This is a genomic window from Ochrobactrum sp. EDr1-4, from assembly GCF_049199085.1.
GTDB lineage: Bacteria > Pseudomonadota > Alphaproteobacteria > Rhizobiales > Rhizobiaceae > Brucella.
In genome coordinates this window covers 631064-657092 of record NZ_JBLZOF010000002.1, presented here as the reverse complement: position 1 = coordinate 657092, position 26029 = coordinate 631064, and the positions used below count along the sequence as shown (strand labels likewise).

The following is a 26029-nucleotide window of genomic DNA, read 5'->3' as shown; positions in this document are numbered from 1 at the left end:
CAGTAAAATAAAAATATCTCTGCACCGTATACGGAGCAGAGATATTAGATCGCGATCATTTTATATTAGACAGATGAGTTCATTGCCGATTCATTAATAATGCACTGATAATGAATCAATTGGTGTTGTCTTTGGCGGAGCGAACTTCGTAAGATTGATACCTTCAACCGCCGAACGATATTCTTCGATGCTTGGTGTACGGCCAAGGATGGCGGACAAAACCACCAGCGGCGTAGATGCCAGCAAGGATTCGCCCTTTTTCTCTGCTGTATCTTCAACAACACGACCCTGGAAAAGACGGGTTGAGGTCGCAAGAACCGTATCGCCTTTTTCAGCCTTTTCCTGATTGCCCATGCAGAGATTGCAGCCCGGACGTTCCAGATAAAGAATATTCTCATACTCGGTGCGGTTGGCCGTCTTGGGCAGAGCATCATCAAATTCAAAACCTGAATACTTCTGGAGAATTTCCCAGTCGCCCTCGGCCTTCAACTCATCAATGATGTTGTAGGTTGGTGCAGCAACAACGAGTGGCGCCTTGAATTCGACCTTGCCCTGTTCCTTTTCAAGGTTCTTGAGCATCTGAGCGACGATTTTAATATCGCCCTTGTGCACCATGCATGAACCGACAAAGCCAAGATCAACTTTCTTGGTGCCGCCATAGTAGGAAACTGGACGGATCGTGTCGTGGGTATAGCGGCGCGAGACGTCGGCATTGTTGACGTCAGGGTCGGCAATCATTGGCTCGTTGATTTCATCGAGATCAACAACGACTTCAGCAAAATATTTCGCATTGTCGTCTGGCTTCAGTGCAGGCTTTTCACCGGAACGAATTTCGAAAATACGAGCGTCGGCTTTGTTGATAAGACCTTGCAAGGTCTGTGCTGCATTGTCCATGCCCTTGTCGATCATGATCTGGATGCGCGACTTGGCGATCTCGAGAGACTCGATCAGCGTTTCGTCTTCCGAAATACAAATCGATGCTTTCGCCTTCATTTCCGCAGTCCAGTCGGTGAAGGTGAAGGCCTGATCAGCCAACAGTGTCCCGATGTGAACTTCGATGATACGGCCCTGGAAGACGTTGTCGCCATGCTGCTTAAGCATCTGTGCCTGTGTCGCATGAACGACATCGCGGAAGTCCATGTAAGGCTGCATCGTGCCCTTGAAAGTCACTTTAACCGATTGCGGGATCGGCATAGTGGCTTCGCCGGTTGCAAGCGCCAGTGCAACGGTGCCTGAGTCCGCACCAAAGGCCACGCCCTTGGACATGCGCGTGTGGCTGTCGCCGCCGATGATGATATCCCAGTCATCCACGGTGATGTCGTTCAACACCTTGTGGATCACGTCGGTCATCGAATGATACGCGCCCTTTGGATCGCGTGCGGTGATGACGCCAAAGTTATTCATGAAGGACATGAGCTTCGGGATGTTTACCTGAGCTTTCTTGTCCCAAACCGATGCCGTATGGCAGCCAGACTGATAAGCACCATCCACCAAAGGCGAAATGACGGTCGCTGCCATCGCCTCAAGTTCCTGAGCGGTCATCAGACCAGTCGTATCCTGCGAGCCGACGATATTGACCTGCACGCGCACGTCTGAACCGGCATGCAAGACTTTGCCCGGAGTGACGCCGACGGCGTTTCGATTGAAGATCTTTTCAACAGCGGTCAGGCCTTGACCTTCAATCGCGATTTCTTTGTTTGGTGCGAAAACTGGAGTAGGCTCTATGCCCAGTGTCTGCGCTGCAAATGTCTGGAGCTTCTTTCCGAAGACGATAGCGTAGGAGCTGCCAGCCTTCATGAATTCCATTTTTTGTGGCGTGAAGGAAGACGCAACATCAACCAGTTCATTGCCGCTTTCGTCGCGCAGCTTTTTATTCTTGGCGTCAATCTTTAGAACAGTGCCGGTCTCAACCGAGAACTTCTGTTCGAGAATAGGGTTGCCGTCATTGTTGAGGATCGGTTTGCCATCTTCACCGGTCTTTTTGACCCAGTTTTTCAGGTTGATGCCGATGCCGCCGGTCACGTCAACGGTCGTCGCGAAAATTGGCGAGATGCCGTTGGTACCTGCAACAATCGGCGCAAAATTGACAAAAGGCACGTAAGGGCTGGACTGCTTTCCAGTCCACAATGCCACGTTGTTCACGCCCGACATGCGTGATGAGCCAACGCCCATGGTGCCCTTTTCGGCGATCATCATAACGCGTTTGTCAGGATGCTGCTTTTGCAGCGCCACGATTTCCTGCTGTGCTTCTGGCGTAATCATGCACTGGCCATGCAGCTGACGGTCGGAGCGCGAATGCGCTTGATTGCCTGGCGACAGAAGATCTGTCGAAATATCGCCTTCTGCAGCGATGAACGTTACAACCTTGATTTCATCGTCAACATCAGGGAGCTTGGTGAAGAACTCTGCTTTGGCATAGCTCTCGAGAACGTCTTTCGCGACTGGATTTCCTGCCTTGTAGGCGTCACGCAGACGGAACATATCCGCGTCGTAAAGGAAAACCTGAGTCTTAAGGACATCGCCAGCTTTCGCTGCAATCGAAGCGTCATCACCGAGCGCAACATCAAGTAGCACTTCGACCGATGGTCCGCCCTTCATATGCGAAAGCAATTCGAGAGCAAAATCCGGGGTTATTTCTGGTACGATAGCTTCGCCTAGAATGACTTTCTTGAGATACGCAGCTTTCACGCCAGCCGCACTCGTTGTGCCCGGCAGTGTATTGTAGATGAAGAAATTCAGAGCATCTGCGCGATATTCGCTTGCGCTATCGTCGATCAGAGCAGTGATTTCCGCAGTCAATGCGCCGTCATCAATCGGCTTCGGAGCGAGCCCTTGTGTTTCTCTGCTTTTAATTTCAGCGAGGTAATCCAGGTAAAGGGTCATCGTAATCCCAATTCTATGGTGCATCTTGTAGAGTGCACGGAGACGCAGCCTACAAACGGAAATGTAAATCTGACCGTTTATTATGGTTTTCTTGCCTCTCAATCAAGGCTACCTGACAAGATACCGCACCATGTTCAACTTAGGTTGAATGAAGAACGCATCACAGCATTCAGAGTTATCGCAATCAAATATCTTGATAAAATAAATCATGAATTTATTTTTTTGATATGTGCGTGCAAGAATAAGCGGTTTGGCAAAAAACTGTTTGGCTCAAGAGCAATCCCGTAGATTTTATTGTTAATGAGCGCATCCCGCAGGCAGTTTCACGTTTGTCGGGATGCGCTCTAAAATTAACTTAATTTGCAACAGCTCCAATTGTGAGCAGGTTGAACGATCGAGATAAAACCGCGTTATTGATCGCGGATGCAACCGAATTAACGACCGCTTGAGGATCAGATGGGTTTGTCTGGAAAATGCTGACACATTGTCCATTGTCCGATTCTACGGTGCTGGCTTGTAACTCGGTTGCAATCTGTGCGAGTTCTGATTTGTTCCAACGATCAGATACAACATCGACAGCCGATTTTGCGGTTTCACAGTCTGCAAATGCAAGAGCTAAGACCAAACTCGGCTGTTTGGTGTCAGATTGCAGATCGACGATTGCCCCAGCCTGATAAATTGGTAGCGAACCTGTCTCTGGCTTTTCGGATGATTGCCACGCATTGAGAATTTCTTCAGGCTTGCCGGACAGAAAATTAGCAGGCAGATCGGAAGCTTGCATGCCGAAAACTGGCGAAATCAAAGCTGCTTGCATGAGGACGCCCTCTTGCTCGTTAATCGCCTGAATTACAGCTTTCATCGGCGCATATTGATTAAGGGTATCTGCCTTGCCAAAGGCGGCGAGCAATTCTGGCTTAGGGGCGCTTGCAATGGCTGTATCCAGTGGAAGTGCAAAACGTGCGGCTCCCATAGTTCCGCGCCATGGATTTTTAGGATCGTTTTGCGTTGGATCAAAAGCTCCTGCTTCGCCATTGCCCAGGATTGGAGCTGAAGACCCACTCACCGGCGTAAACCCGCGAGTTGGTAAGTTGGCGGTTAGCTTCTCAAGAGCATTTTTGTCGACTAATCCCCAAAGGGTATTTGTGTCGGGCGCTGGTCCGCTACCGGCAACCCAACGTATTTCAGCGCGTGGAGCGCCAAAGTTTTCTTCCCAACTCTTGTCGTCCGTGCCGCCAAAAGCCTGAATGCCGTCGATGTTCCAGCCAAATGCCAGTCGGCGTGCGCCATTGGGTGTGTTGAGCGGTATGCCCGCGTCGCTAAAGGCTTGAAGATTAACAAATTCAAGCTGGTAAGGCGACTGTTTTGTCAAAACATCGGTAGCTATCTGCCCGGCAGCCGAATTCAATTCGTGTGTGTTTTTGATGTTCTGTGAAGAGGCAGGCAACACATAACCAGCGACAACAACACCAGCCAATAGATAACGCAGTTTTGACAATGACATATGCAATCCTTACTTACTATTTTAGGTCGGCCTAACAGTAGCTAAACCATTCGCGGGATGGCGATTGTTCATTTATTTTCGCCACAAAAAATCGTTCGTTTCAGCGACAACATATTTGCTAATAAAATGTATGATCAACAATAATTCTGAAAAATATTAAAATCCATTGACGTTTATGCAGGCAAGCCGTCGGGTTTTCCATTTTATCAGCACTTTTGAATGGAATGCGGTCATAAAATAACACAGTCGTCGATGGTTTGAATTTGGCTGTAAAGAACCGACGATATTCCGCACTACACGCCGACGGAATATACCCGTCCGTTCATTGGAATGCAGATCGATTGGGTTTTTCCTGCATAGGCTCATATAGCATGTTGTGAGGGCTGTTATCTGCTTGATGATGTGCTGACGCGCAGTTAAAGAGCCGGGTGCAATGTGGCTCCAGATGCAACGCTGCCGCACCTGCCTGTTTAACTGACATTGCTTGGGATATTGGCAGCTATTCTTTCAAGCTATTTTCATTCCGTGCGCCAGATGTCGTCTGAACCATCAATTTAAGCCGGAATATCATATCGGTATTGAACAATTGCGTCATGGAAACTATCAATTTGCCACGCACTGTCGCAGGTAATTCATTTTTTTGGGAAAAGCTAATGTCGTTTATCAAACTTAAAAAATGCACGAACGTTCTTTTCTCAGTCATTATAACTATGTCGTTTGCAGCTGCGTTTCCGGCTCTTGCTGCGACAGAGGATGGCGATCTGGAGGGAGAAAAGCTTGCGCAACTCTTGCAGGATGCAGGTATTTCTTGTTCTGCCGAGAGAAAGTTTGATTGCACAGCTGGAGACTTGGCGACTGGAGATTACTATGATGTCGCTATTCATAGCGATTGTAAGATTGCTCCGTATTATGGCGGGGTATTTGAAAAGCCGGTTGTTCTGCGCAAGCGGGTGGCGACAACAGGTTACAAGGAAAGCGGTGCAGCGGAAGCTTTGGCTAAAGGTCAATTAGTTTGCATTAAAGCGACGGCCAAGTCAGGTTCAAGCGATGCCGAATATTTTGTCATGGCTCTTCCATCTCAGGCATCTGAAAAATGTGATAGTTCTGGCACGTCTTGTCGGGCATCTACGATGCCCGCGGAGCCTTTTCAAACGATGATGAAGGATTGCCGTTATGTGGCAAAACAGGGCTATAAGTCCTGTCCCCAGGGTTGGGTTCATGCTGATGCAATTGAGCCATATCCAATGGGTTTACCTGAATAAAACCTCATGCGTGGAAAATTGCTGCGCTTGAATACTCAATTTGAAAACGAGCTTTTGTCTGCCAGTGCAGAAGTGGCTGTTTATGCCACGGCGCAATAATCACCTGTTGAGCCAGCTTCAAACAATATGAAATTCTGTGTAAATGCAAACTCCGATGCGCGACCAGACATGTCTCGGATTAGGATATGTCAAAGACTGGAGTTCTGCACATGTCCGCACCCTTAATGCGCATAGAGACAAATTCAATTTTGCCGTCCGAGGCTGATGTTGTTGTTATTGGTGGTGGAGTTGTCGGTGTTTTTACAGCCTATTACCTCGCCCGAAGCGGCGTAAAGGTTGCGCTGATAGAAAAGGGACGGATTGCAGCGGAACAGTCGAGCCGAAACTGGGGATGGTGTCGCCAACAAAATCGCGATGCGCGAGAACTCCCGATGGCGACCAAAAGTTCAGAACTCTGGGATAAGCTCGCTGAAGAAACAGGCGAGGATACTGGCTTTCGTCGGTGCGGTCTCCTTTATCTCTCGCAAGATGAAGCTGAAATCGCGGGCTGGGCACGTTGGCGTGATTTTGCGCAATCTGTTGGCGTTACAACAAACATGTTGAGCGCAGCTGAAGCAACTGAGCGGGGGAAAGCCACGGGGCGTGCGTGGAAAGGTGGTGTGTTTTCGCCGAGCGATGGTGTTGCAGATCCTTCGCGGGCTGTTCCTGTAGTTGCACGCGGCATTATGGCCGCCGGTGGTACCGTTCATCAAAACTGTGCAGCCCGCGGGCTGGAGTTAAGTGGTGGCCGGGTTAGTGGCGTGGTGACTGAAGCAGGCACTATTCGTACCAAAACAGTTGTAATGGCGGGCGGTGCCTGGGCTTCATCCTTCTGTCACCAATTGGGTATCAGGTTTCCTCAGGCGGCCGTGCGTGCGTCTATATTGTCCGTCGCGCCCGGTGCCGCTGGTTTGCCGGATGCACTGCATACGTCACAAGTCTCTCTAACGCGCCGTATGGATGGTGGTTATACGCTTGCGATCAGCGGGCGCGCGCGCGTCGATACGACGCCACAGCAATTGCGCTTTTGCCGTGAGTTTGTACCAATGTTTATGCGTCGCTGGCGCAGTCTGGCGCCAGGTGGGCTTCAAGGTTGGGGTGCGGGTCATGAAACATTGAGCAAGTGGTCGTTGGATCAAGTCACTCCTATGGAGAGAAATCGCATTCTTGATCCAAAACCAGATAGCGGGCAAATCAGATTAACGTATCAAAGAGCGCGCGATCTGCTACCCGAACTAACAAGTGTACCAATTGCGCATAGTTGGGCTGGTTACATTGATAGTACGCCGGACGGTGTCCCGGCTATTGGAGAGATTGAAACGGTCCCGGGGTTTATTTTGGCTGCAGGTTTCAGCGGGCACGGCTTTGGAATTGGGCCTGGGGCAGGGCACATGATTGCTGATGTCATTTTGGCTCGCTCTCCAATCGTTGACCCCAATCCCTATAAGCCTGAACGGTTGAACCGAAGCGTATGGGGCAAGGTAGCTGATTTTTAGAATTCAGCGGCGGGATTAAAAGTCTAGTAAATGCACGTCGTTGCCCGCAAGCTGTCTTACTTTTCTCGGGATGCACTTTTGGTGTCTGTAAGACGCTCCTTGAAAATCACTGCTAAATTTTTATGTAGTTGGCTTTTTATCTAGTCGTACGTAGGTGGTTTACTCTGATATTCTGTCGATTACATTAAACAGCGCTGCCATTGCCCAATGGAAAAACTTTATAATATCAATTATGCTTTCAAATTATAGCTAGCGCCGCGTAATATTGACAGAATTTTCCGCGGTTGGTGCGGTTGATGACTATGCGCAAGCCGCCCGCAATCGTTAATGTGCATACATCTGCCGGTCTTTGTAACGGAATTAGTAATATTCTGACGGCCTTTATGAACAAAACGCAGCTGATCATTGGTGCCGGAATTCAGACACGTGAAATGCTGCTGATGGAGCCTGTTGCAATCAAGCCGACAATACCGCCTTTGCTATAGAAGCGTTTATCAGCAGACAGACGCACATCCTTATATGGCACAAAAGACAAAAGGCGGAGCCGAGAGGCTTCGCCTTTTTGAATATAACCGGGTTGGCGGATCTTAGTTCTGGAAGCTTGAAGGCGATGCGTCACCAAAGCGATGAGCGGAGCCATCCATGACCGAAACCTTGCCGATCGAAGCAGTTGCAGTGCGGTCAATCTGCTGAGCAGCAACTGGTGTACGGTCATTTGCATAGAGATCAGCAGGGGTGCCAACATTTGGGTTTTCAGCGAAAGCAGCGCCAGCGCTCAGAACAACAGCAACAGTAACAAGAACAAACTTTTTCATTTTCAATCTCCTTGGTTTGTGTGAAGCGGCGATGTGCTCGTCGTTTCGATGGCCAAGATATAGGCATTTCAATTGGCTGCGCATAGCCAGTGTTTGGTTCACGCATTGTATCTCAATTGGTATACAATCAACCATATAAACCAGACGATCGTTCTATAAGAAGCTGTTTATTCAAAAATATGTGAACAATTTTTGAAAAGAGCACGATGCAAACATAACCGATTGTCACTGAACTTTCGTAAATCTGACGTCCGACTGTTAAGTTGAGGACGCATAGGCATCCGCGCCTCAGTAAAGGAGTGCGCAGTAATGCCTCAATCAATTGAACTCACGAACATCGGAAAATCCTTTGGCGGAAATGATGTCCTCAAAGGCATCGACCTTTCCATTCGTCCGGGCGAGTTCATTTCTCTCGTCGGTATGTCCGGGTGCGGTAAGTCGACCCTTTTACGTATCATCGCTGGTCTTGAAGCTTCCGATAACGGCACCGTGTCCATCGGCGATCAGGATGTTACCGACATCGACCCAAGCGACCGCAATCTTGCAATGGTCTTTCAGTCCTATGCCCTTTATCCGCATATGAATGTGCGCCAGAATATCGCAACGCCGCTCAGAATGCGAAAGCTGAGCCTTTCGGCTCGCCTCCCTTTGTTCGGCCGCTTATTTTCATCAGTCAAGACCCTTGCAGAAATTGACGCCGAAGTTGTTCGGGCCGCTGATACATTGCAGATTGGCCATCTGCTTGACCGCAAACCGGCGCAGCTTTCAGGCGGACAGCGGCAGCGTGTAGCACTCGCCCGTGCTTTGGTGCGTTCGCCGGCAGCATTTTTGATGGATGAGCCGCTTTCCAATTTGGATGCAAAGCTCCGCGCCCATATGCGCGAAGAGCTTGCACGTCTGCATCGCCGCTTGGGTGCCACCTTTGTTTACGTAACTCACGATCAAATTGAAGCGATGACCATGTCCGACCGCATCGCATTGATGTCGGAAGGCAGGATTGAGCAGCTTGGTACACCGGATGAACTTTATAGCCGTCCGGCCACACTAACCGTCGCCCGTTTTATCGGCTCGCCATCGATTAATCTGCTGCCTGTGGAGATCGACGCGCAAGGCAATGTGACTTTCATAGGCGAAGCGCTAGGCATTGCGGTCGCATCAGGTCAAGCAGGGCCAGCCATGCTGGGTTTGCGTGCGGAAGATTTACATGTTGCCAAAAATGGCATGGCGGCACATGTCGTGCGGAGTGAAACGCATGGTGCAGATCGTTTTGTTACGTGTCGTCTTGCGAAAGATAACAATATTGAACTGACTTTACGCCAGCGCGCTGGAGACACTCTCGGTGCTGATGCGGACGGTTTGTTGCATATCGGGTTCGCACCTGATCGTATTCATTTGTTCGGCGAAAACGGTCTGCGTATTGAGCGCACGCGTGAGCGGGTGCTGGCATGACGGCTGCAGATTTTACAACCGACAGTGTGGTGGCATCACGGCCACGGCAGTCGAAAGCTACAAGACGCCTTATCATACGTGGTCTGATGTTTGCAGCACCGGCAGTGCTTCTGCTACTTGCAACCTATATCATTCCGATGATCGTTCTGGCCGGATTTTCGGTAACTGACTACCAACTTGGGGCGCTCTCCACCCGCTTTATCGGGGTAGATAACTTTATCAACGCGTTCAGTGATCCCGTTTTTATGCGAGCTCTGCGTAACACGGTGATCTATGCACTCATCGTTATTCCGTTTGGCGTGTTTCTGGCACTCGGTGTCGCGTTGCTTGTTTATAGCCGTAAGCGCAGCCGTGGTTTTTGGGAAGTCGCCTATTTTCTGCCTGTGACTGCAACGCTGGTCGCCATGGCAACGGTTTGGCAGTTCTTACTCCATCCATCCATCGGGCCAATCAATGCCGTTATCAAGTGGTTTGGCTTTGAGCCGATTGCATTTCTATCCAACCCTGCCCTGTTGATCCCCACCATGGCGCTGATTGGCATCTGGCAGGTGCTGGGTTTCAATATGGTGTTGTTTCTCGCTGGTCTAACAGCGATCTCGAAAGATCTTCATGAAGCCGCTCGCCTTGATGGCGCGAAGAACCCGATTGATCGCTTTTTCACCGTGACATGGCCGATGCTTGGGCCAACTACCATGTTCGTGGTGGTAACCACATCTATTTCGGCGTTCAAGGTCTTTGAAACGGTCGCGGTGTTAACCAAAGGCCGTTTTGGTTCGGAGACATTGCTTTTCGATCTGTATCTTGAAGGCTTTGAATATTCCAACACCGGTTATGCCGCGGCCCTGACTCTGATTTTCCTTGCGATTGTTCTGGTGCTTTCAATTGGCCAGACGCTCCATCTCGACAAGAAAGTGCACTACTAATGGCCGCACTTCGCAAATATATCCCGCATCTTGTTCTGGCTCTCGGTGCATGTGTGATGCTGCTGCCATTCTACTGGATGGTACTGACATCAATCCGCTCTCCAGCCGAAGTTTTCAACGTGTCCCTCTGGCCCATTCCGGAAAAATTCGACGCGGTTGAGAATTACACCCGGGCAGCCGGACAAGTGCCAATGCTGCGCTTTATGCTCAATGGCGTGATTGTCTGTTTCGGCATTCTGTTCGTGCAGGTCTTGACTGCCGTTCCCGCTGCCTACGCGCTTGCAAAACTGCGTTTCCCCGGTCGCAAGATCATGCTCGCTTTGGTAATCGCTGCTCTTTGCGTTCCTATTCAGGCTTTGGCGCTCCCGCTTTTTGTTGGCCTCGCCAAGGCGCAATTGCTGAACACCTATTTTGCAATGATGGCGCCTTTCTTCCTCTCGGTGTTCGCGATCTTTCTGTTTCACCAGTCATTCCGCAGTTATCCCGATGAGATCATCGAAGCGGCTCGCATGGACGGCTTTTCTGAAATGGAAATCTGTTGGGGCATCGTCCTTCGCGGATCGCTCCCATCGCTTGCGGCTTTTTCGGTGTTCTCATTGGTTGCCCACTGGAACGATCTTTATTGGCCGATGGTGGTTGTTTCCGACACAAATCTCGCACCGCCTCCACTTGGGATGCTGTTCTTCGCCGATATTGAATCTGGCGCCAACTACGGTGCGCTTATGGCGGGCGCCACCATAATCACCGCACCAATGGTTGTTTGCTTCCTCCTTGCACGCAAACATTTCATCGCGGGTATCACCATGACCGGGGTGAAATAATCCCGGTCGGCCTCTCTCCTCCATCCTCCTCCCAACAATCCTCTGGAGACTATGATGACTATCAGCCGACGCACTGTCTTAAACGGCATGTTTATGGGCCTCGCAGCCGTTTCGCTCATTACGCCGAATGTAGCCGCTGCTGCCGATGTAACGCTCAACGTGCTTTACAATCTGCCGGGCTTCACGAAGTTCCATCAGCCGCTGGCCGATGAATTTATGAAGAACAATCCGGATATCAAGATTAACTTTCTTGCGCCCGCTGTTGGCTACAATGAAGGTCAGCAGCAGGTCTTGCGCGCAGCTGTAACGGGCAATCTGCCGGATGTGTATTTCTCCGGCTACAACCTCACGGGTGAGCTGGTACATACACTTGCACCGCGCAACCAGATTACCGATCTTGCGCCGTTCATTGAAGCAGAAGGTGGTCAGGCTTTCCTTGACAAGAATTACAGCCCGAAAATGGCAGCTCTTGGTCAGGTTGACGGCAAGCAGTATGGCCTTCCTGTCAATGCATCGTCCCCGATCATTTATATCAATGCCGATCTCGTGACAAAGGCTGGTGGTGATCCTGAAAACATGCCGAAGACATTTGCAGGTCTCATTGAACTGGCAAATAAAATTCATGCGCTTGACCCGAAGATCGCCGGCATGGGCTATGACATCAATGGCTGGCCGGATGATTGGCTCTGGCAGTCGTTGGTATTCCAGCAGGGCGGCAAACTGGTTGATGAAGAAACCAAGAAGGTCGCTTTCGATAATGAGATCGGTCTGAATGCGCTGAAACTCACCCGTCAATTCGTCACTGAAGGCGGCCAAAACCTGCTTGATTGGGATCAGTCACGCCAGCAGTTTGGTGCAGGCCTTACCGGCTTCATCTTCTCAACGCCTGCGCATGTTCAGACTATCGAAGGCCTCGTTGGCGATCGCTTCAAACTTGTAACGTCCACGTTTCCGCTCGATAATGCCGAAAAAGGTGGTGTTCCAACCGGCGGCAATTCGGCTGTTATCCTGACACAAGATAAGGAAAAGCAGGATGCTGCTTGGAAATATCTCAAGTGGATCACAGGTCCTGAAGCACAGAATGTGATTGTGCGCATTACCGGCTATCTGCCAACCAACAAGCTCGCAACAGGTGAAGACTATCTTGCGCCATATTATGCCGAGCATCCAAATGTTAAAACTGCTTCGCTACAGGCTGATCGTTCGTTGCCATGGGCTGGCTATCCGGGCGGCGATTCCGTTCGTATCTGGCGCACCCAGCGCGACGTCATTGGCGCAGTGATGCGTGGTGAAGTGTCACCAGAAGACGGCCTTAAGCAGCTCGTTGAACAGACAAACGCGCTAATGAAATAAGACCTCCGCTTTATCGAAAAGGCTGCGAAATCGCTATTCTGGTTATTCGCAGCCTTCTTGATTGGCTGAAAGATGCATTATGAAAATCATCCAACTTACCGACACGCATTTGATGCCGTCAGGCATCGTGGTCAATGGCGTGGATCCCGAAACGCAGCTGCGTGTCGCAATAGCCGATATTATCGAAAAACATAGCGACGCTGATCTGCTGACGATTACTGGCGATCTTTGCAATTATGGCGATCCGGAAGCATATGAATTGCTACGCGATATTCTGGCTCCCGTTCCATTCCAAGTTCGCATGATGCTCGGCAACCACGACCGCCGACCAGAATTCATAGCTGCTTTTCCGGACCATCCCCGCGATGAGAACGGCTATATTCAGTCGTACATCGACACCCGTTTTGGCCGACTGCTGTTCCTTGACAGTCATCAGGCTGGGATCATTGGCGGTATTTACGATGAAGATCGCCTCACGTGGCTTGATACAGCTCTGAGTGGCGCAGGCGAATTTCCTGCGACCGTGTTCATTCATCATCCACCGTTCGATGCGGGTATTGCTCATTTCGATAATATCGGGATGCATGACGATGGTGCAATTATGCAGCGCCTTCATGCTCATAAGGCGGGCATTCGCCACATTATCTTTGGTCATATTCATGTTCCGTTATCGGGGACCACTGCACACGGCATTGCTTATAGTTCGGGACAGGCTTGTTCACATCGATTCATAACGGAGCTGGATAGCCCAAATCCTTGGTGGACGGGCGGGTTGCCTTGCTATCGCGTCATAAAGCTCGATGAACATGGATTACGCGCTTATAGCTTTGAGGTCGGGCAGGAAGCCACAAGTCAGGCCGAGATCTGCGCTGGCCCGTAATTTCATATTATCATGTTGACCGCGTTTGCTCAGATTGAGCAAATAGGCGACAGGCATAGCGAATTAGTGTTTGTCGCCATCATGGTCATTCTGCCAGTGTAGCTTCTCGCGCATCTGCAGCCTACGCTTCACCGCGTGTAATAAATATGCGGGCGTCCGGTATCGGCTTGTATTTCTACTCGAGCATCAACGCAAAAAACATTCTTAAGAATGTCCTGCGTTATAACCTCTTGCGGGCTGCCTGATGCAACTATCTTCCCGGCCTGCATAACAATCAGCTCGTCACAGAACATAGCTGCATGATTGAGATCATGCAGTGCTATGACGCTTGTGATTGGCAGGCCAGAAACCAGCCTTAGCAAGCTCATCTGATGCTGAATATCCAGATGGTTGGTTGGCTCATCAAGGATCAATTCCTTTGGTGCCTGACATAGTGCTCTTGCAATATGTGCGCGTTGCTTTTCACCACCTGAAAGGCTTTGCCAGCTTTCATTACGCTTGGCTCTCATACCTGTGCGCTCGATTGCCTCCTCCACCGCTGCTTCATCAGCAGTGCGCCAGCCTGAAAACATTGATCTGTGGGGAAAACGACCAAGCCTGATGACATCAATGACTTTAAGATTGGCGTTGGTCGTTGCATGCTGTTCAATGAATGCAACACGTTGAGCGATTGTTCGGCGGGCAATCGATCGAAGATTTTTGCCATCAAGAAGAACCTGACCGGAATCCGGCTTTCGCAATCCGGCAACTAACCTCAGTAGCGATGTCTTACCAGAACCGTTTGGTCCAAGAAGCCCGAGCATTTTTCCAGGCGTGGCTTCAAAAGACACATCATCCAAAATGGTTCTCTTACCAATTTTCCAGCATAGATTTTCTACCTTAATCGTCATGATGTACGCTGAAACCGATAGAGGATAATGGAAAAGACCGGAACGCCAACAAGAGCGGTTACGACCCCGATTGGCAGCGTCTGCTGAGGAATAAGCGCACGCGAGGTTATGTCAGCCAGAACCATAAAAATAGCGCCAATTACCGCGCAGGCTGGTAACAACCTTATGTGTAATGGGCCAACGATGAACCGGGCTGCATGCGGCACTACCAGACCGACAAAACCGATAGACCCAACCATGCTAACGATTGTAGCCGTCATCATTGCGGTCAGCGCAAACAGTACAAGGCGTGTGCGGCCCACATTAACACCCAACGAAGATGCCGCTTCATCGCCAAAAGCAAAAGCATCAAGAACACGCGAATAAAACAAGCATGCGATCAGGCCAAAGCCAATGACAACAGAGACCAGTATAAATTCTGGCCATCGCACACCGCCAAAACTACCAAGCAGCCAAAACATTACATCGCGCGCTTGCTGTGCATTGCCCGATGTCGTGACGATGTAAGATGTTGTGGCATTGAAAAGTTGTGAAGCAGCTACACCCGCGAGGATCGTGCGATCGGCACCCGCACGCGTTCCATTTGAAAGAAGTGCAACAAAGAAAAAGGCTGCAAACGCGCCAACGAACGCACCTGCTGACAGCGAGACTGCGCCTGCACCAATACCGAGAATGACGATAGCCACTGCACCTGTCGAAGCACCTGCTGAGATGCCTAACACGTAGGGTTCTGCCAGAGGGTTTCGTAGCAGCGACTGCATGATTGCACCCGAGAGTGCGAGACCCGCGCCACAAAATGCTGCCACAAGCGCGCGACTGAGACGGTAATCCCAGATCACCGTCTCATGAATACGGTTAAGATCAATATGTGTCCATCCTAAGCGATTGGTGATGGCTGCAAAGGTTGTCGAGAGGGGTATTGGTAAATCACCAATACCCACACTGATCCCGATGACCAATCCAATCGTTGCAATGGAGAGCAAAATTACCGTGCTATATGCACCCCATTGCCTCAAAGAATGGCTTTCAATAATCACTTGAGAATACCAAGTTCTTTCAATTGAGCCGCAACTTGCTCGGCACCATAAATTGTACGAATGGTAGGGTTCATTGCCTGTCCGTCCATCACGACAATTGCCTTGTTCTTGACTGCAGGCATTTGGCTAACTGCTGGATCTGTATTCAAAAACTGAATTTTCGCTTCTGGCTTGTCGAGTTCCCAGCGATTACGATCAAGATTGGCGACCACGATCACGTCTGGATTAGCTGCGATAATGCTTTCCCAACCCAGGGTTGGCCATTCTGCTTCTGCCTTAATTGCATTTTCACCACCAAGAACATCTGCGATAAATGTAGACGCGCCATTGCCGCCGCCCAAATACGCATCTGCAGAAGGTGATTGGCTAGAGAACCAGAAGACATAAGAAAGCTTCTTTTCATCGGCTGGCACAGTTGCCCGTAGTGCTGCTTCGCGTGCTTTGAAATCAGCTATCACTGCCTGACCGCGATCCGCCACGTCGAAAATCTGCGAAAGCTCATCAATCTCTTGGTAGAGAAGATCCATATTCCAGAGTTTGTCGCGGCTGCCATATTCATCCTTAACCTGTTCAGTACTCAGGCAAGTGCTCGGCGAAAGATAAGTTGGAACGCCAACCTTATCGAAGTCCTCACGCTTAGCGACTTTACTGCTCGGCCCGATCAAGCTTGGCAAGGCGGCAGCAACAAAATCAGGATTTTCAGCGAGAATAGATTCAAACGTCGGAAATTCGACAGTCAGAAGTTTGACTTTCGCATTCGCAGTTTCAAGTTGCGGGAGCACCTTACTCGGCCAGAATGCAGTACCAGCCATTTTCTCTTCAAGCCCCAGAAGCAGCATGATTTCCGCGCTGTTCTGTCCAAGGCCAACGGCACGCTCCGGAGCTTTCGGGATCGTAATCTTCACGCCACAGTTTTCAATGGTGAGCGGATATTGTGTCGGTGCTGCGAATGCTGGCGCTATTTGGAAGGCCAAAGAAGCGGCTAAAGTAGAAGTAATTAGGAATGATTTGAACGTGATCACGATTATGGGCGCCTAGGTTGGAAACCAAACATTTCAGTGATCGCTGATATAGTCTGAATGCTGCCGCTATAACAAGAGTTGTGTAGTCATATTTGATGAGATTATTGATTCTCCATATGGATTTGATAGGGTCTTTCGCCTTTTGGTTCGAAATAGAAGCGATAGTCCAGAGTTCCCAGTGGATCATGCTTCCGGAACATGAAATCATTAAAATTAGTCGGATTCCAAGCTTGAGAAGTGTTTTCTGATTTTCGACAGAGTATTAAAGTCATGGGAGTTATCAAAATTATTTTTTTTAAAGTCTTTGGGAGAAAAATCAAAAAATGATCTAAATCTTTTACTAAAAATAGCTGGGTCGCTACATCCAAATCGCCAAGCGATATTTTTAAGAGATATTTTCTGTCCACTATTTGATTTAGCCATCTCATTCCAAGCCAATTTTAGGCGTCTCTCCCAGATAACCTGGCCGACTCCACCATCTTTCTCAAATATTCTATAAATATGAGAGCGTGACATATTAAAATTATTATAAAGAAAATCTGGTGTTAAGTTATGGTTTGCAATATTCTTGTCGATAAAATCAATGATTGTCTGTCTCTCGATGTTATGTAAATTGACTACGTTGTCAAATTTTCTACTGAGAAGTTTAGCTATATATTCAAGTATGTCGGCTTCGAATTCGTGGGGGTCGTCGAATGCATTCTCTTCTGTTATTTTTAAGGCAGAGACTACCGTACTCGTTAATAGAATACCAAGTGAGGTTTCGCCCTTTATGACAGCGCCATTGAGTGCTCTAGGGTCAATTATTCGTGATATTAATTCTCGGTCAAAAGCTATAGATATCGTACTTCCATCGCTTACCATAATATTAAATGGCGCACTGTAGTCGAATATAATAATGTCGCCTTTATTCAGATTTATCGTATTTCCGTTGCAATCCCCTGAACAGTCTCCTTTTGTTATTATCTGTAGAAGTATTTGATTTATGCCGCCAAAATTTATTAATTTATTCGTTCTCAAGCATGTGTGTTGTTGGTAATTTGATCGACCGATAAGAGACCTTCCTAGGAAGTTTGTCTCGACGTGCCCATCAATTTCCATGCCACCACCTACGCGATTGGCATCATATAGCGGGCTAATGATTTGCCGCCAATTATGCCTATCGTTTGATGGACTGTTGTCGCCAACTTCATCCGAATTATTCTCATTATAGCGTTTCATTTGCTGACCCCCAAGTTATAAATCTCCGATAAATCCGCGAATGCCGATTAGAATATCGTGTAAATTAGAAAAATTAATGCAACTATATTCAGACGAATGTGCTGATAAATGATTTACTTCATTTTTTACTTTAATGATAAAATATATAATGAATTTTATTTAGCATATGCAAATTCGCTAATGATATGTAATACGCAAAGATTGCCTCCATTTCATAACTTAATATTACGATATATTTAAAATTAATTATTTCAAGTTTTTGATGGTCAAAAATTGGGTTCTGATTTTGTATTTATAGGTGAATATCTCGGCTTGAGCGCTTGGTGGGTATTTTTTCCAAAAATCCATCTATAATGATGGCTCAATTCTTTTCATTGTAATCTTTGCAAGTGGCAGGTTTGGCGCTTCATTGAACGATTAATAGAAAACGGGATGGCAAATTCCACACTATGATGGTGATGAGGCCGCTACCTAATCGGTTGTTCCTGTCCATCCTAATGGTCAGAATATGGTTGTCTCAGTTTGCCAGCCCGAGCCAGAGCCTCCGGCATATGGCGTCTTGCATCAATCTTTGCGAGTGGGCTTTTGTACTTAAAAGCCAAGAACTGCCGCATTTCATCACGCGGCAGGCTTTCATGTATGTTCTTTCTTTTAACGCGTCGCCTGATAGTTCAGGTTTTGCGACATATATACCGGATTAGCCCGCCGCATTCCGCGCTCGATCAGTACGGGTTTAATGCAAAGATGGCGTTAGCAATATTGGAGCGGGGTGGTATTTCAGGTGTGTTGCCTAAGTCCTGAGTCAAAAGTACCGCCACATCAGTAATGCCAAGGTCATCCAGTTGATCTGGTGTGCCAAACCCGTATTCCATATGACCACGACCGATGATGCCTAGGACAAGCGCATCGGGCTTTTCATCAAGATAGTTCGCGATGTTGCAGGCGAATGCACGATCCCATGTTTGTTGGGCACGTACAAACCTATCAAACTCGGGAGCATCGGCCGACTTCCCCTGCATTGCTGGCGGTCCGCCGTTGGTAAGGCGCAAAAGATGCTCCCGATGGGCCAGGCTTGCAGCGCGTGCGGGTGTTAGTCCGTCGCGGTCCTCTTCGGCAATCTCTTCCCAGCCCTCTTTTCCAACACGTGTTACGAGGTCACGGCGACAATTTAATGCCAGCATCTTGATATGGAATTCGCGACAGAAGTTAAAAATTGGCCAGTAAAGGTCTGCTGCAAAGCCCCATACTTTGCCCCATTCAGCGCGCTCCAGAAATTGATCTGCATTCAACTGTCCAGCAACCCATTCATCAAGAACCGGCTGAAGTCGTCTTGGGAACATTTCAAAGCCAATGGCAAGATTATCTCGGTAAGCGAGGAGCGAAGCAGAAATATTTACCTGCCAGCGGTGAATATCATATCGGTCATGCAGTTCGCCCAATAGAACAACACGCTTCTGTGACATCTCCTGCATAAGCGATTGATGCGTTCTGATCTCGCCTGAATTTGGATCGAACCATTGTCCCGCTCGCAGCGTTTCATGAGCTGAATTCATAGGAACGCCTCCTTTTTTCCGGAAATGATCAGGCCTGTTTCCTCGCCGGCTGCATTGAGCGCATAAAATTGATGCTCGTCAGCGTTCTCGAGCTCCCGCCATGATGCAACATGACCAGCTTTGAGATGCAGATGAAAATCTGGCTTCATGACATTGATGAAGCCGCGTGATGGGCGCACGTCCGGCATCTCGCCACTCCACTCTTGTTTGAAAGCGGGAAGATCAAGCGATATCCGTACTTCGGCCTTATTGCGCTGCGCAGCTACAAATGGCTTCAAACCGGGCTCATCATCGCTAATCTCCAGCGCTTCACCAGCGCCACGATCTTTGTTAGCTGGTTCAAGCACAGTAAAAGTGAAGCTCTCCAGAGCTTTGTCAAATGGCGCAGCGCCGTCGAAGCCAATCACACTGCCAATAATCGTTTCGTCTGATGCTATGAGATCAATACGAGGATAAACCTTTTCCTGCATCACACTACTACGGTCCGCAATAAGTGAAGTGATTGCTGAGAGGTCAATACTCGAATGATGTTCGGCACCAGAAAAATGAATCCAACCCTCCCGAACCTCAACGTGCTCTACCACGCCGATACGTTCATGCGTTGCACCACCGCTTTTGGAGTTAATCATGAGTTTGCCCATTAAGGGTAGTGTACTCAGAATGTCTGCCGCATCAGCCAAAAGCTTTATTCGGATTGGTTGGTCGCTCATAGTTTCCTCATGCAGTTTGTGGAATGGTGTTATTAGGGCGTATGTCAGCTACGCCCGACGTTTCAAGATCGATTATACGGTCGATTTTAATGCTACCTGGCTGACGATGAGTCAGAATGACGATTGTTGTATCGGGCAGGTCCCGTCGCAAGAGATTAAGCAGCATTGTTTCGGACGCCTTATCCAGCGCACTTGTTGCTTCATCAAGAAACAACCAGTCAGGCTTCACGAGCAGCGCGCGGGCAAGTGCAAATCGTTGCATTTCTCCACCGGAAAGAGTTCCGAGTGCAACCTGTTTTTCTCGTAACTGTTGACGCAAAATATCAGGCAGTCCAACATTTGTCAGTGCTCGCGGGATTTCGTCATGATCAAATTGATCTGCTGCGAGCGGGTAGGATACCGCCTCGCTTAACTTTACATTCGGCATATATGGCTTTTGTGAAAGCACAAGCATGGTGGTATCTGGTCGGTGGAGTGTTCCGCTCGCAAAGTTCCATGCACCGGCGATAAGTCTTAGTAATGTTGTTTTGCCGAGGCCCGATCGACCGCGCAGCCAAACTGTTTCACCGAGCTTGATTTCGAGATTTGAAATCTCAATAAGGTTTCGTCCATCGGGCGTATTCAATACAATGTCACGCAAATGCAGCGGTGCATCTGACGGCTGAGAAATGGATGTGTGCGTCGGTGGCTGAATGCGCCGCGTGGCATTTATAAATCCGGATAAGCGCGAAACCGCCGATACGAGTTCCGCCAATGTCTTGTAGTTGAAAATAAACCACGAGAGATTAGTGGACACATGCGTAAATGCCTGACCGAGTTGCATCAGTCCGCCAAATGTCACAGTACCTGCAAAATATGCTGGTAGCCCTAGAAAGGTAGGAATTCTGAATATGCTGTGACGATAGGGAAAGGTAAATATGCCGAGTTGCACCTGACGAAAAACCAGTCGGAACCAATTCTCACGAACTTTGGCAAACTTGTCTGAAAGTATTCTTTTTTCCTGATTTTCGCCGTTCAATATGGCAATATCACCCGCATGCTGACGAATATGCGCCATCGCAAAGCGGAAATCTGCTTCCTTCTTCTGTTGCTCAACAAATGTGGCTTTCAGCCGCCGTCCGAACAGGTGCGTCACGAACGAAGAGATAAACACGTAAACAAACGCAGCCCACAGCATATAGCGCGGTATCGTAAACTCTATTCCCGCGAGGCTAAAATTCAGCGCATAAGTTGAGAGGCCCCAAAGCACTACAATGTAGGAAAATAGAGCTATAATATTTGTGATAAGCCCTATTCCCTCTTCTAATGTGTGTTTGACAAAGAGGTCGCAGTCTTCAGCAATACGCTGATCAGGATTGTCCGGCACAGGGTCGCTGTGACCTATGGAAAGATGCCAATAGGCCTTATTCGACATCCAGAAGGTTATGGCCGTCTCGGTGAGTCTTTGGCGCCAGCGGATATTGAGGGCGCCTTGCAAATACTGCCCTGTGAGCGTGAGACAGGTATTGATCAGCACGATTAAACCAAAAATGCCGATCTGGCTAATGGTGACCGAAATATTGCGCTGCTCCAGCGCATTATAAAAATCTGCTGTCCACCTGATAAGCCACAGACCCATGTAGATGCCCACAAGGTGTAGAGCGAAGATAACAGCGAGCAGCGATAAATTCAGAACGGTGCCTGATCCCGAATTGCAATATTTGAGTAACTGCCAAAATTGTTTAAGTACCGTAAGCATTAACAACCCACACAGACATGATAAAGCCGGAGGGGATTTTTAATCTCCTCCGGCATGTTGATCATCGAAGACGTTTAGAAACGCATTGTTGCGCCGATTTTAAAGGAGCGGCCTGGTGCGATCTGCATTTCCAGTGGGTTCACGTTCGCTACCGAAGAAGAGTCCGGAGTATTGGCGTAACCGGTGAGTGTATTCGGGAAATAGCGCTTGTCGAAAATGTTCTCGACCCCGAAGTTCACGTCGATATGTTTGGTCGGCTTCCACTTGGCATAAGCATCAAATACCGAGTAGTTTGAAGGCTTGAAAGCATTCTCATCCGCGCGGCGCTTCACTCCAGATGCAAAAGTGCCGACAAATTCTGTTTCAAGATTCCAATCCGGGATGATGTATCGTAGCCCCAGAACTGTCGTTAGTGGAACAGCGCCATCAAACGGGGTCTTTTCCGAGCCTGCATCGACACGCTGGTCGCCGCGCATGTAAGACAGTGCAGCGTTGGCAAAGAGGTTATTATAGACCTCATACTCACCAGCGAACTCAATTCCCCAGACCTTTACGCTCTCAACGTTATCAGATGTATATTTATCCGCTGTACCCGGAACCCGCTGTAAGCTGCGGATAAAGTCCTTGTAATCGGAATAGAATGCAGAGGCACTGAAATATCCGCGATCATACTCACCACGCAAACCGGCTTCATAGCTGCGGACAAACTCAGGCTTGAGGTTTGGATTTGGAATAACTTCCACCATGCCCGTTGCACCGATTGACGATGAAGAAATAAAGAGTTGCTGGGCAGTTGGCATCTTGAAGCCTTCGCCGTATGAAGCGAAAAGCGAATAAGTGTCGTCCAGTTTATAGATGCCGCCAAGGCGCTTGATCAGGCGGGTCTTGTCCATTTTCTCAGGCTCAAAGCCGTCTAGCGGAACGTAATCGTCATCGCTGGTCGGATCGATGGAATAAGTAGCAAGGCGCAAACCCGGCGTAAGGGTCAAGCGATCGTCCAGCAGCTTGATTTCATCTTGTACATAAAAATCTGCGCGAACCGTGTCCACCTTAGGGAAATTAAACCCTTGTCGCAAAGCAACTGTGGTGATGCCGGTATTCAGATTTGTTGTAATGTTTTTGCCATCATAGTTGCTCTTGGTGATGTCACCTGCAAAACCATAAATGAGTTTATGGCTTGTCTGGCCAATATCAAATGACGATGTCAACTGTACATCGGCCTGCAAGAAGTCTTCGCTGTAATTGCGAATTTGAATGCGATCCTCACGCCGCGGCGTTGCATAACGCGAGTAGTTACGAATTTGGTTGCTCGTGGTATCTCGCTTTTGCGGCGAATAGGAAATATTCCACTTCACTTCATCCAGCCAAGAAGCGCCGACTGTCCAGCGGTGGTCCAGCGCAAAGCGCGCCCGCTGCATTTTCAAAGATCGATCCCAACTCTCATTTTCATAATAAAAGCTGGGTATGTTCAGATAGGCCGGATTGGCGGCGCCGGAATCATATTTCTGATCGACATCCGTGTTGCGTTCAAACCACTCCCCGGTCAGTTTGAATTCATGATCAGCCGATGGGTTCCACTGAAGCTTCATGAGTCCGTTATAAGAGTCCGTGTCCATAGGGAATGCTTTGTTGCATGGCCATATAGACTCGCGTGGGCAGCCCCATATGCCGCCATCAGCACGTGCCTTGCGCATATCTGGTTCAGATGCATTGATGTGTCCGAAGCTACCCAAAACCTTGAAATCGCCTGCTTCTGCGGCACCGGTAATTTGTTTGCGAAATGATTTGTCAAAACTGTCATAACTAAACTTTGTTTCGACAGCCCACGGTTTGGTGCCATCCAGCAAGTCGTCCGGATCCATCGTTCTGAAGAACACAACGCCACCCAAGGCATCGGCACCCCAGAGCACTGAATTTGGGCCGCGTGTTATTTCAACCGATTTCATGTTGAAGGGGTCTACGAAATCGCGACTGCCATCAGTAATGCGTTCCTGAACGCGTGCGCCATCAACGAGAATTTGCACCCGATTTCCGCCAACGCCACGAATGTTGAAGCTATTAAGCTGACCAAAAGGATTGGTAAGCGAAGTTTGACGATCGACGCTCACACCCGGTTCATAACGCACCAGATCTTGAATATCGCGGACTTGGTGTCGATCAAGCGTGTCGCGATCAATCACGCTGATCGACATTGGTACATCAAGCAGGTTTTTGGCTGCACGCTCTGCCGAGAGAGTGATTGTCTGTAGCCGGATAGTTTCTGGGCTTTCGTCGTCTTTTTTCTGGGTCTGCTGCTGCTTTTGCGTTTCAGGTGCTATTTGAGCATGGGCATCGGTATAAGCCAGTAGAGTGGCAGAGGCAGAAAGAGCTACCAGCAATTTACGATTGACAGATATTTTGAAGACTGAAGGCCGCAGCATTTGATATTCCCCAAATAAGCGTTGCGCGTTTGCTGGCTTGCCTAAGGGACTTGCTGGCTAAAGTTGAGTGATTGGCTCAATATATCATTTTGTTTTCCGTTCAACTGTGGCTTGTGGTGTTTCCACCGTGCTGTCTCGGTTTCGAACAATGTAGATGCTTTTTAGCAACACCCGTTAAAAAGGGAGCGAATGTGATAGTTGGGTGAGGTAATTGGTGAAGTGGCCAAATAGTGGCTTTTTCTGCAAATTTTACAGATTGGCGCTAATTTGAATACGTCTCGCAATTTGTAGAAAACCAAACTGGCTTCTATTCTTGCCTATTGTGGTCATGTTTTATATGAGCAATGATAAGGTTTATTGATAATGTCGCTTGTTTACGGATTGTAACTTCTAATGGACGCCAAGTCTGACGAGATAGATACTCTTTACAGGGCTGAGCGTCAGCGTCTTGAGCGTATGGTCATTCGAAAAATAGGCGCACCGAACGCATCCGATGTTGTTCAGGATGTGTTTGCTCGTCTTTGGGGTAAGACCAGAGAGCATATCATTCTGACGCCTGCATATCTTAGCCGGTGTGTACGCAATGCGGCAATCGACTTGATACGGGTTGAAAACCGACACAAAAAACTGCCAGAAATGTTGACGGAAGAGCAATATGCTGCACCTGTCGCAACGCCTGAGCAGATTGTCATTGCGATCAACGATGTTCGCCAGATAGATAAGGCAATCCGTTCACTTCCCGAGCGTGTCAGACATATATTCCTTCTCAATCGAATTCATGGCTGTTCCTATGACGAAATCGCTGAAGCGCTCAATATTTCGTACAGCACGGTAGAACGAGATATGGCAAAGGCCATTCTTGCCTGTCGACAAGCTGCCGAATAAAAGGCTGAGGGGTAGAGTGCTGGATAATCGTTATATCGGAGAGGCCCTATGCGGAGCGCTGCCTCATACGCGTGAGATACTTGGTGATCATGGAAGAGCATAACGCTGACATATCTGATCAAGCTCAAGCTGAAAAAGAGGCTATAGCTTGGTTTACGCGTATGAATGGTAAGCCGTCGCGTTCCGATAAACAGAATTTCTTGGCGTGGCAGAAGCTTAATCCAGAGAATGAAGCCGCTTTTCGCGCAATCAGTGCTTTTTGGTCATCCAGTATTGCGCCCGGCGCGGAAATTGCCCGCGAAGAAGCATCGTCGCTGGCCGGCCCTCTCAGTCGTATTAAAGATATACGCAAACGCAGAAAGTCGGGCAACAAAGGCGTTGCAGGGATGCTAGTCCTGCTGTTTGCACTTGGAAGTGGCTGGATATGGTTGGAAAAGCCCAATCTCTGGCAAGACTTCAATGCAGATTACGTATCTGCACGCGGTGAAACGCGCCAGGTTCGGCTGGATGACGGCTCGTTGGTCTTACTTGATGCTGATACTGCTATCGACGTTCGCCTTGACGATCACGCCCGTCAGGTGAAATTGTTGCGCGGAACGGCCTATTTTGAGGTCACACCTTCCAGTGTGCCGTTCATCGTCGAGGCAGAAAATGGACGCTCGCGCGTTCTTGGCACTGCCTTTGACGTCGCTCTCAATGAAGCTGGTGTCGAAGTGACACTTGAACATGGCAGCTTGCGCGTAGAAGTGATCAATTCGTCGGATCAGGTCGTTCTTAAGCCCGGTGAAGCTGTCGGATATAGCGATAAAGGGCTATCCACACCGCATGATGTTGACATAGCTGATGCGCTTTCTTGGCATGAGGGACGATTTGTATTCAACGATGCGACACTGAAGGATGTATTGCAAAAGATTGAGCGTTATCGTCATGGCCGTATAATCGTCATGGGGTCAGCCTTGGGTGCGCGACGCATCAGCGGTAGTTTTTCGCTCAAAGATACGGATGCAGCTTTGTCGTCGTTGCAAACCTCAGTCGGTTTCAACATGCGCAAATTGAGCGAACGCCTTGTCGTCATTGGGCCATGATGATCGATTTCATAAATAGGATAAAATAATTCATCTTTTTATGAGG

At 48.7% G+C, this 26029-nt stretch carries 21 protein-coding genes; 10 read left to right on the top strand and 11 right to left on the bottom strand.

What is annotated here, in order from left to right; translation table 11 throughout:
- Positions 1-93: 93 nt before the first annotated feature.
- Entirely contained in the window at positions 94-2883 is a 2790-nt protein-coding gene (locus ACOZHT_RS09460; protein WP_339512299.1) for a bifunctional aconitate hydratase 2/2-methylisocitrate dehydratase, read from the bottom strand.
- A 355-nt stretch (positions 2884-3238) separates the two neighbouring features.
- On the bottom strand, positions 3239-4384 hold the full coding sequence (locus ACOZHT_RS09455) for a hypothetical protein (RefSeq protein ID WP_421565645.1): 1146 nt from the start codon (positions 4382-4384) through the stop codon (positions 3239-3241).
- A gap of 593 nt (positions 4385-4977) precedes the next feature.
- On the opposite strand from ACOZHT_RS09455, the gene ACOZHT_RS09450 reads away from it, so the two are divergent.
- The 3 genes from ACOZHT_RS09450 to ACOZHT_RS09440 all read left to right on the top strand — a co-directional run bounded on the left by ACOZHT_RS09450 (position 4978) and on the right by ACOZHT_RS09440 (position 7666).
- The gene (locus ACOZHT_RS09450) at positions 4978-5646 is read left to right on the top strand and encodes a hypothetical protein (RefSeq protein WP_421565644.1); all 669 of its coding nucleotides are present in this window, start codon (positions 4978-4980) and stop codon (positions 5644-5646) included.
- A gap of 209 nt (positions 5647-5855) precedes the next feature.
- The gene (locus ACOZHT_RS09445; protein ID WP_421565643.1) at positions 5856-7181 is read left to right on the top strand and encodes an NAD(P)/FAD-dependent oxidoreductase; all 1326 of its coding nucleotides are present in this window, start codon (positions 5856-5858) and stop codon (positions 7179-7181) included.
- A gap of 296 nt (positions 7182-7477) precedes the next feature.
- Positions 7478-7666 (top strand): hypothetical protein, encoded by a 189-nt coding sequence (locus ACOZHT_RS09440; protein ID WP_339512307.1) that lies wholly within the window; start codon positions 7478-7480, stop codon positions 7664-7666.
- A gap of 102 nt (positions 7667-7768) precedes the next feature.
- Here ACOZHT_RS09440 and ACOZHT_RS09435 read toward each other — a convergent pair whose 3' ends face one another.
- Complete coding sequence (locus ACOZHT_RS09435) at positions 7769-7996, bottom strand: hypothetical protein (protein WP_339512308.1); 228 nt, start codon at positions 7994-7996, stop codon at positions 7769-7771.
- 309 nt (positions 7997-8305) lie between these two features.
- On the opposite strand from ACOZHT_RS09435, the gene ACOZHT_RS09430 reads away from it, so the two are divergent.
- From ACOZHT_RS09430 to ACOZHT_RS09410, 5 genes are all read left to right on the top strand, one after another.
- Entirely contained in the window at positions 8306-9445 is a 1140-nt protein-coding gene (locus tag ACOZHT_RS09430; RefSeq protein WP_339512310.1) for an ABC transporter ATP-binding protein, read from the top strand.
- Positions 9442-10368: a sugar ABC transporter permease gene (locus tag ACOZHT_RS09425; RefSeq protein ID WP_339512312.1), complete on the top strand. Its 927-nt coding sequence runs from the start codon at positions 9442-9444 to the stop codon at positions 10366-10368. The genes ACOZHT_RS09430 and ACOZHT_RS09425 overlap by 4 nt, the downstream gene beginning before the upstream one ends.
- Positions 10368-11189: a carbohydrate ABC transporter permease gene (locus tag ACOZHT_RS09420; protein WP_339512314.1), complete on the top strand. Its 822-nt coding sequence runs from the start codon at positions 10368-10370 to the stop codon at positions 11187-11189. The genes ACOZHT_RS09425 and ACOZHT_RS09420 overlap by 1 nt, the downstream gene beginning before the upstream one ends.
- Positions 11190-11243: 54 nt before the next feature.
- Positions 11244-12542: an ABC transporter substrate-binding protein gene (locus ACOZHT_RS09415; RefSeq protein ID WP_421565642.1), complete on the top strand. Its 1299-nt coding sequence runs from the start codon at positions 11244-11246 to the stop codon at positions 12540-12542.
- Between the two features lie 79 nt (positions 12543-12621).
- On the top strand, positions 12622-13422 hold the full coding sequence (locus tag ACOZHT_RS09410) for a phosphodiesterase (protein WP_339512318.1): 801 nt from the start codon (positions 12622-12624) through the stop codon (positions 13420-13422).
- A 128-nt stretch (positions 13423-13550) separates the two neighbouring features.
- Here the strand turns inward: ACOZHT_RS09410 and ACOZHT_RS09405 are convergent, their stop codons facing one another.
- The 8 genes from ACOZHT_RS09405 to ACOZHT_RS09370 all read right to left on the bottom strand — a co-directional run bounded on the left by ACOZHT_RS09405 (position 13551) and on the right by ACOZHT_RS09370 (position 24013).
- Positions 13551-14312: an ABC transporter ATP-binding protein gene (locus tag ACOZHT_RS09405; protein ID WP_339512320.1), complete on the bottom strand. Its 762-nt coding sequence runs from the start codon at positions 14310-14312 to the stop codon at positions 13551-13553.
- Complete coding sequence (locus tag ACOZHT_RS09400; protein ID WP_421565695.1) at positions 14309-15328, bottom strand: FecCD family ABC transporter permease; 1020 nt, start codon at positions 15326-15328, stop codon at positions 14309-14311. Before ACOZHT_RS09400 ends, ACOZHT_RS09405 begins: the two co-directional genes overlap by 4 nt.
- Positions 15329-15345: 17 nt before the next feature.
- Positions 15346-16347 (bottom strand): ABC transporter substrate-binding protein, encoded by a 1002-nt coding sequence (locus ACOZHT_RS09395; protein ID WP_421565694.1) that lies wholly within the window; start codon positions 16345-16347, stop codon positions 15346-15348.
- Between the two features lie 237 nt (positions 16348-16584).
- Positions 16585-17592, bottom strand: coding sequence for a helix-turn-helix domain-containing protein (locus tag ACOZHT_RS09390; RefSeq protein ID WP_421565641.1), 1008 nt, complete (start codon positions 17590-17592; stop codon positions 16585-16587).
- A 722-nt stretch (positions 17593-18314) separates the two neighbouring features.
- Positions 18315-19145: a ChaN family lipoprotein gene (locus ACOZHT_RS09385; protein ID WP_339512324.1), complete on the bottom strand. Its 831-nt coding sequence runs from the start codon at positions 19143-19145 to the stop codon at positions 18315-18317.
- The gene (locus ACOZHT_RS09380; protein ID WP_339512326.1) at positions 19142-19855 is read right to left on the bottom strand and encodes a hypothetical protein; all 714 of its coding nucleotides are present in this window, start codon (positions 19853-19855) and stop codon (positions 19142-19144) included. Before ACOZHT_RS09380 ends, ACOZHT_RS09385 begins: the two co-directional genes overlap by 4 nt.
- Positions 19856-19862: 7 nt before the next feature.
- Positions 19863-21593 (bottom strand): ABC transporter ATP-binding protein/permease, encoded by a 1731-nt coding sequence (locus ACOZHT_RS09375; RefSeq protein WP_339512328.1) that lies wholly within the window; start codon positions 21591-21593, stop codon positions 19863-19865.
- Between the two features lie 74 nt (positions 21594-21667).
- Positions 21668-24013 (bottom strand): TonB-dependent hemoglobin/transferrin/lactoferrin family receptor, encoded by a 2346-nt coding sequence (locus ACOZHT_RS09370; protein ID WP_421565640.1) that lies wholly within the window; start codon positions 24011-24013, stop codon positions 21668-21670.
- Between the two features lie 393 nt (positions 24014-24406).
- Between ACOZHT_RS09370 and ACOZHT_RS09365 the strand changes: the two genes are divergently transcribed.
- Together ACOZHT_RS09365 and ACOZHT_RS09360 are read left to right on the top strand one after the other, a co-directional pair.
- Positions 24407-24898 carry an RNA polymerase sigma factor gene (locus ACOZHT_RS09365; RefSeq protein WP_339512332.1) on the top strand — a complete coding sequence of 164 codons (492 nt, stop codon included), beginning with the start codon at positions 24407-24409 and terminating at the stop codon, positions 24896-24898.
- A gap of 89 nt (positions 24899-24987) precedes the next feature.
- On the top strand, positions 24988-25983 hold the full coding sequence (locus ACOZHT_RS09360) for a FecR family protein (RefSeq protein WP_421565639.1): 996 nt from the start codon (positions 24988-24990) through the stop codon (positions 25981-25983).
- Positions 25984-26029: the final 46 nt, after the last annotated feature.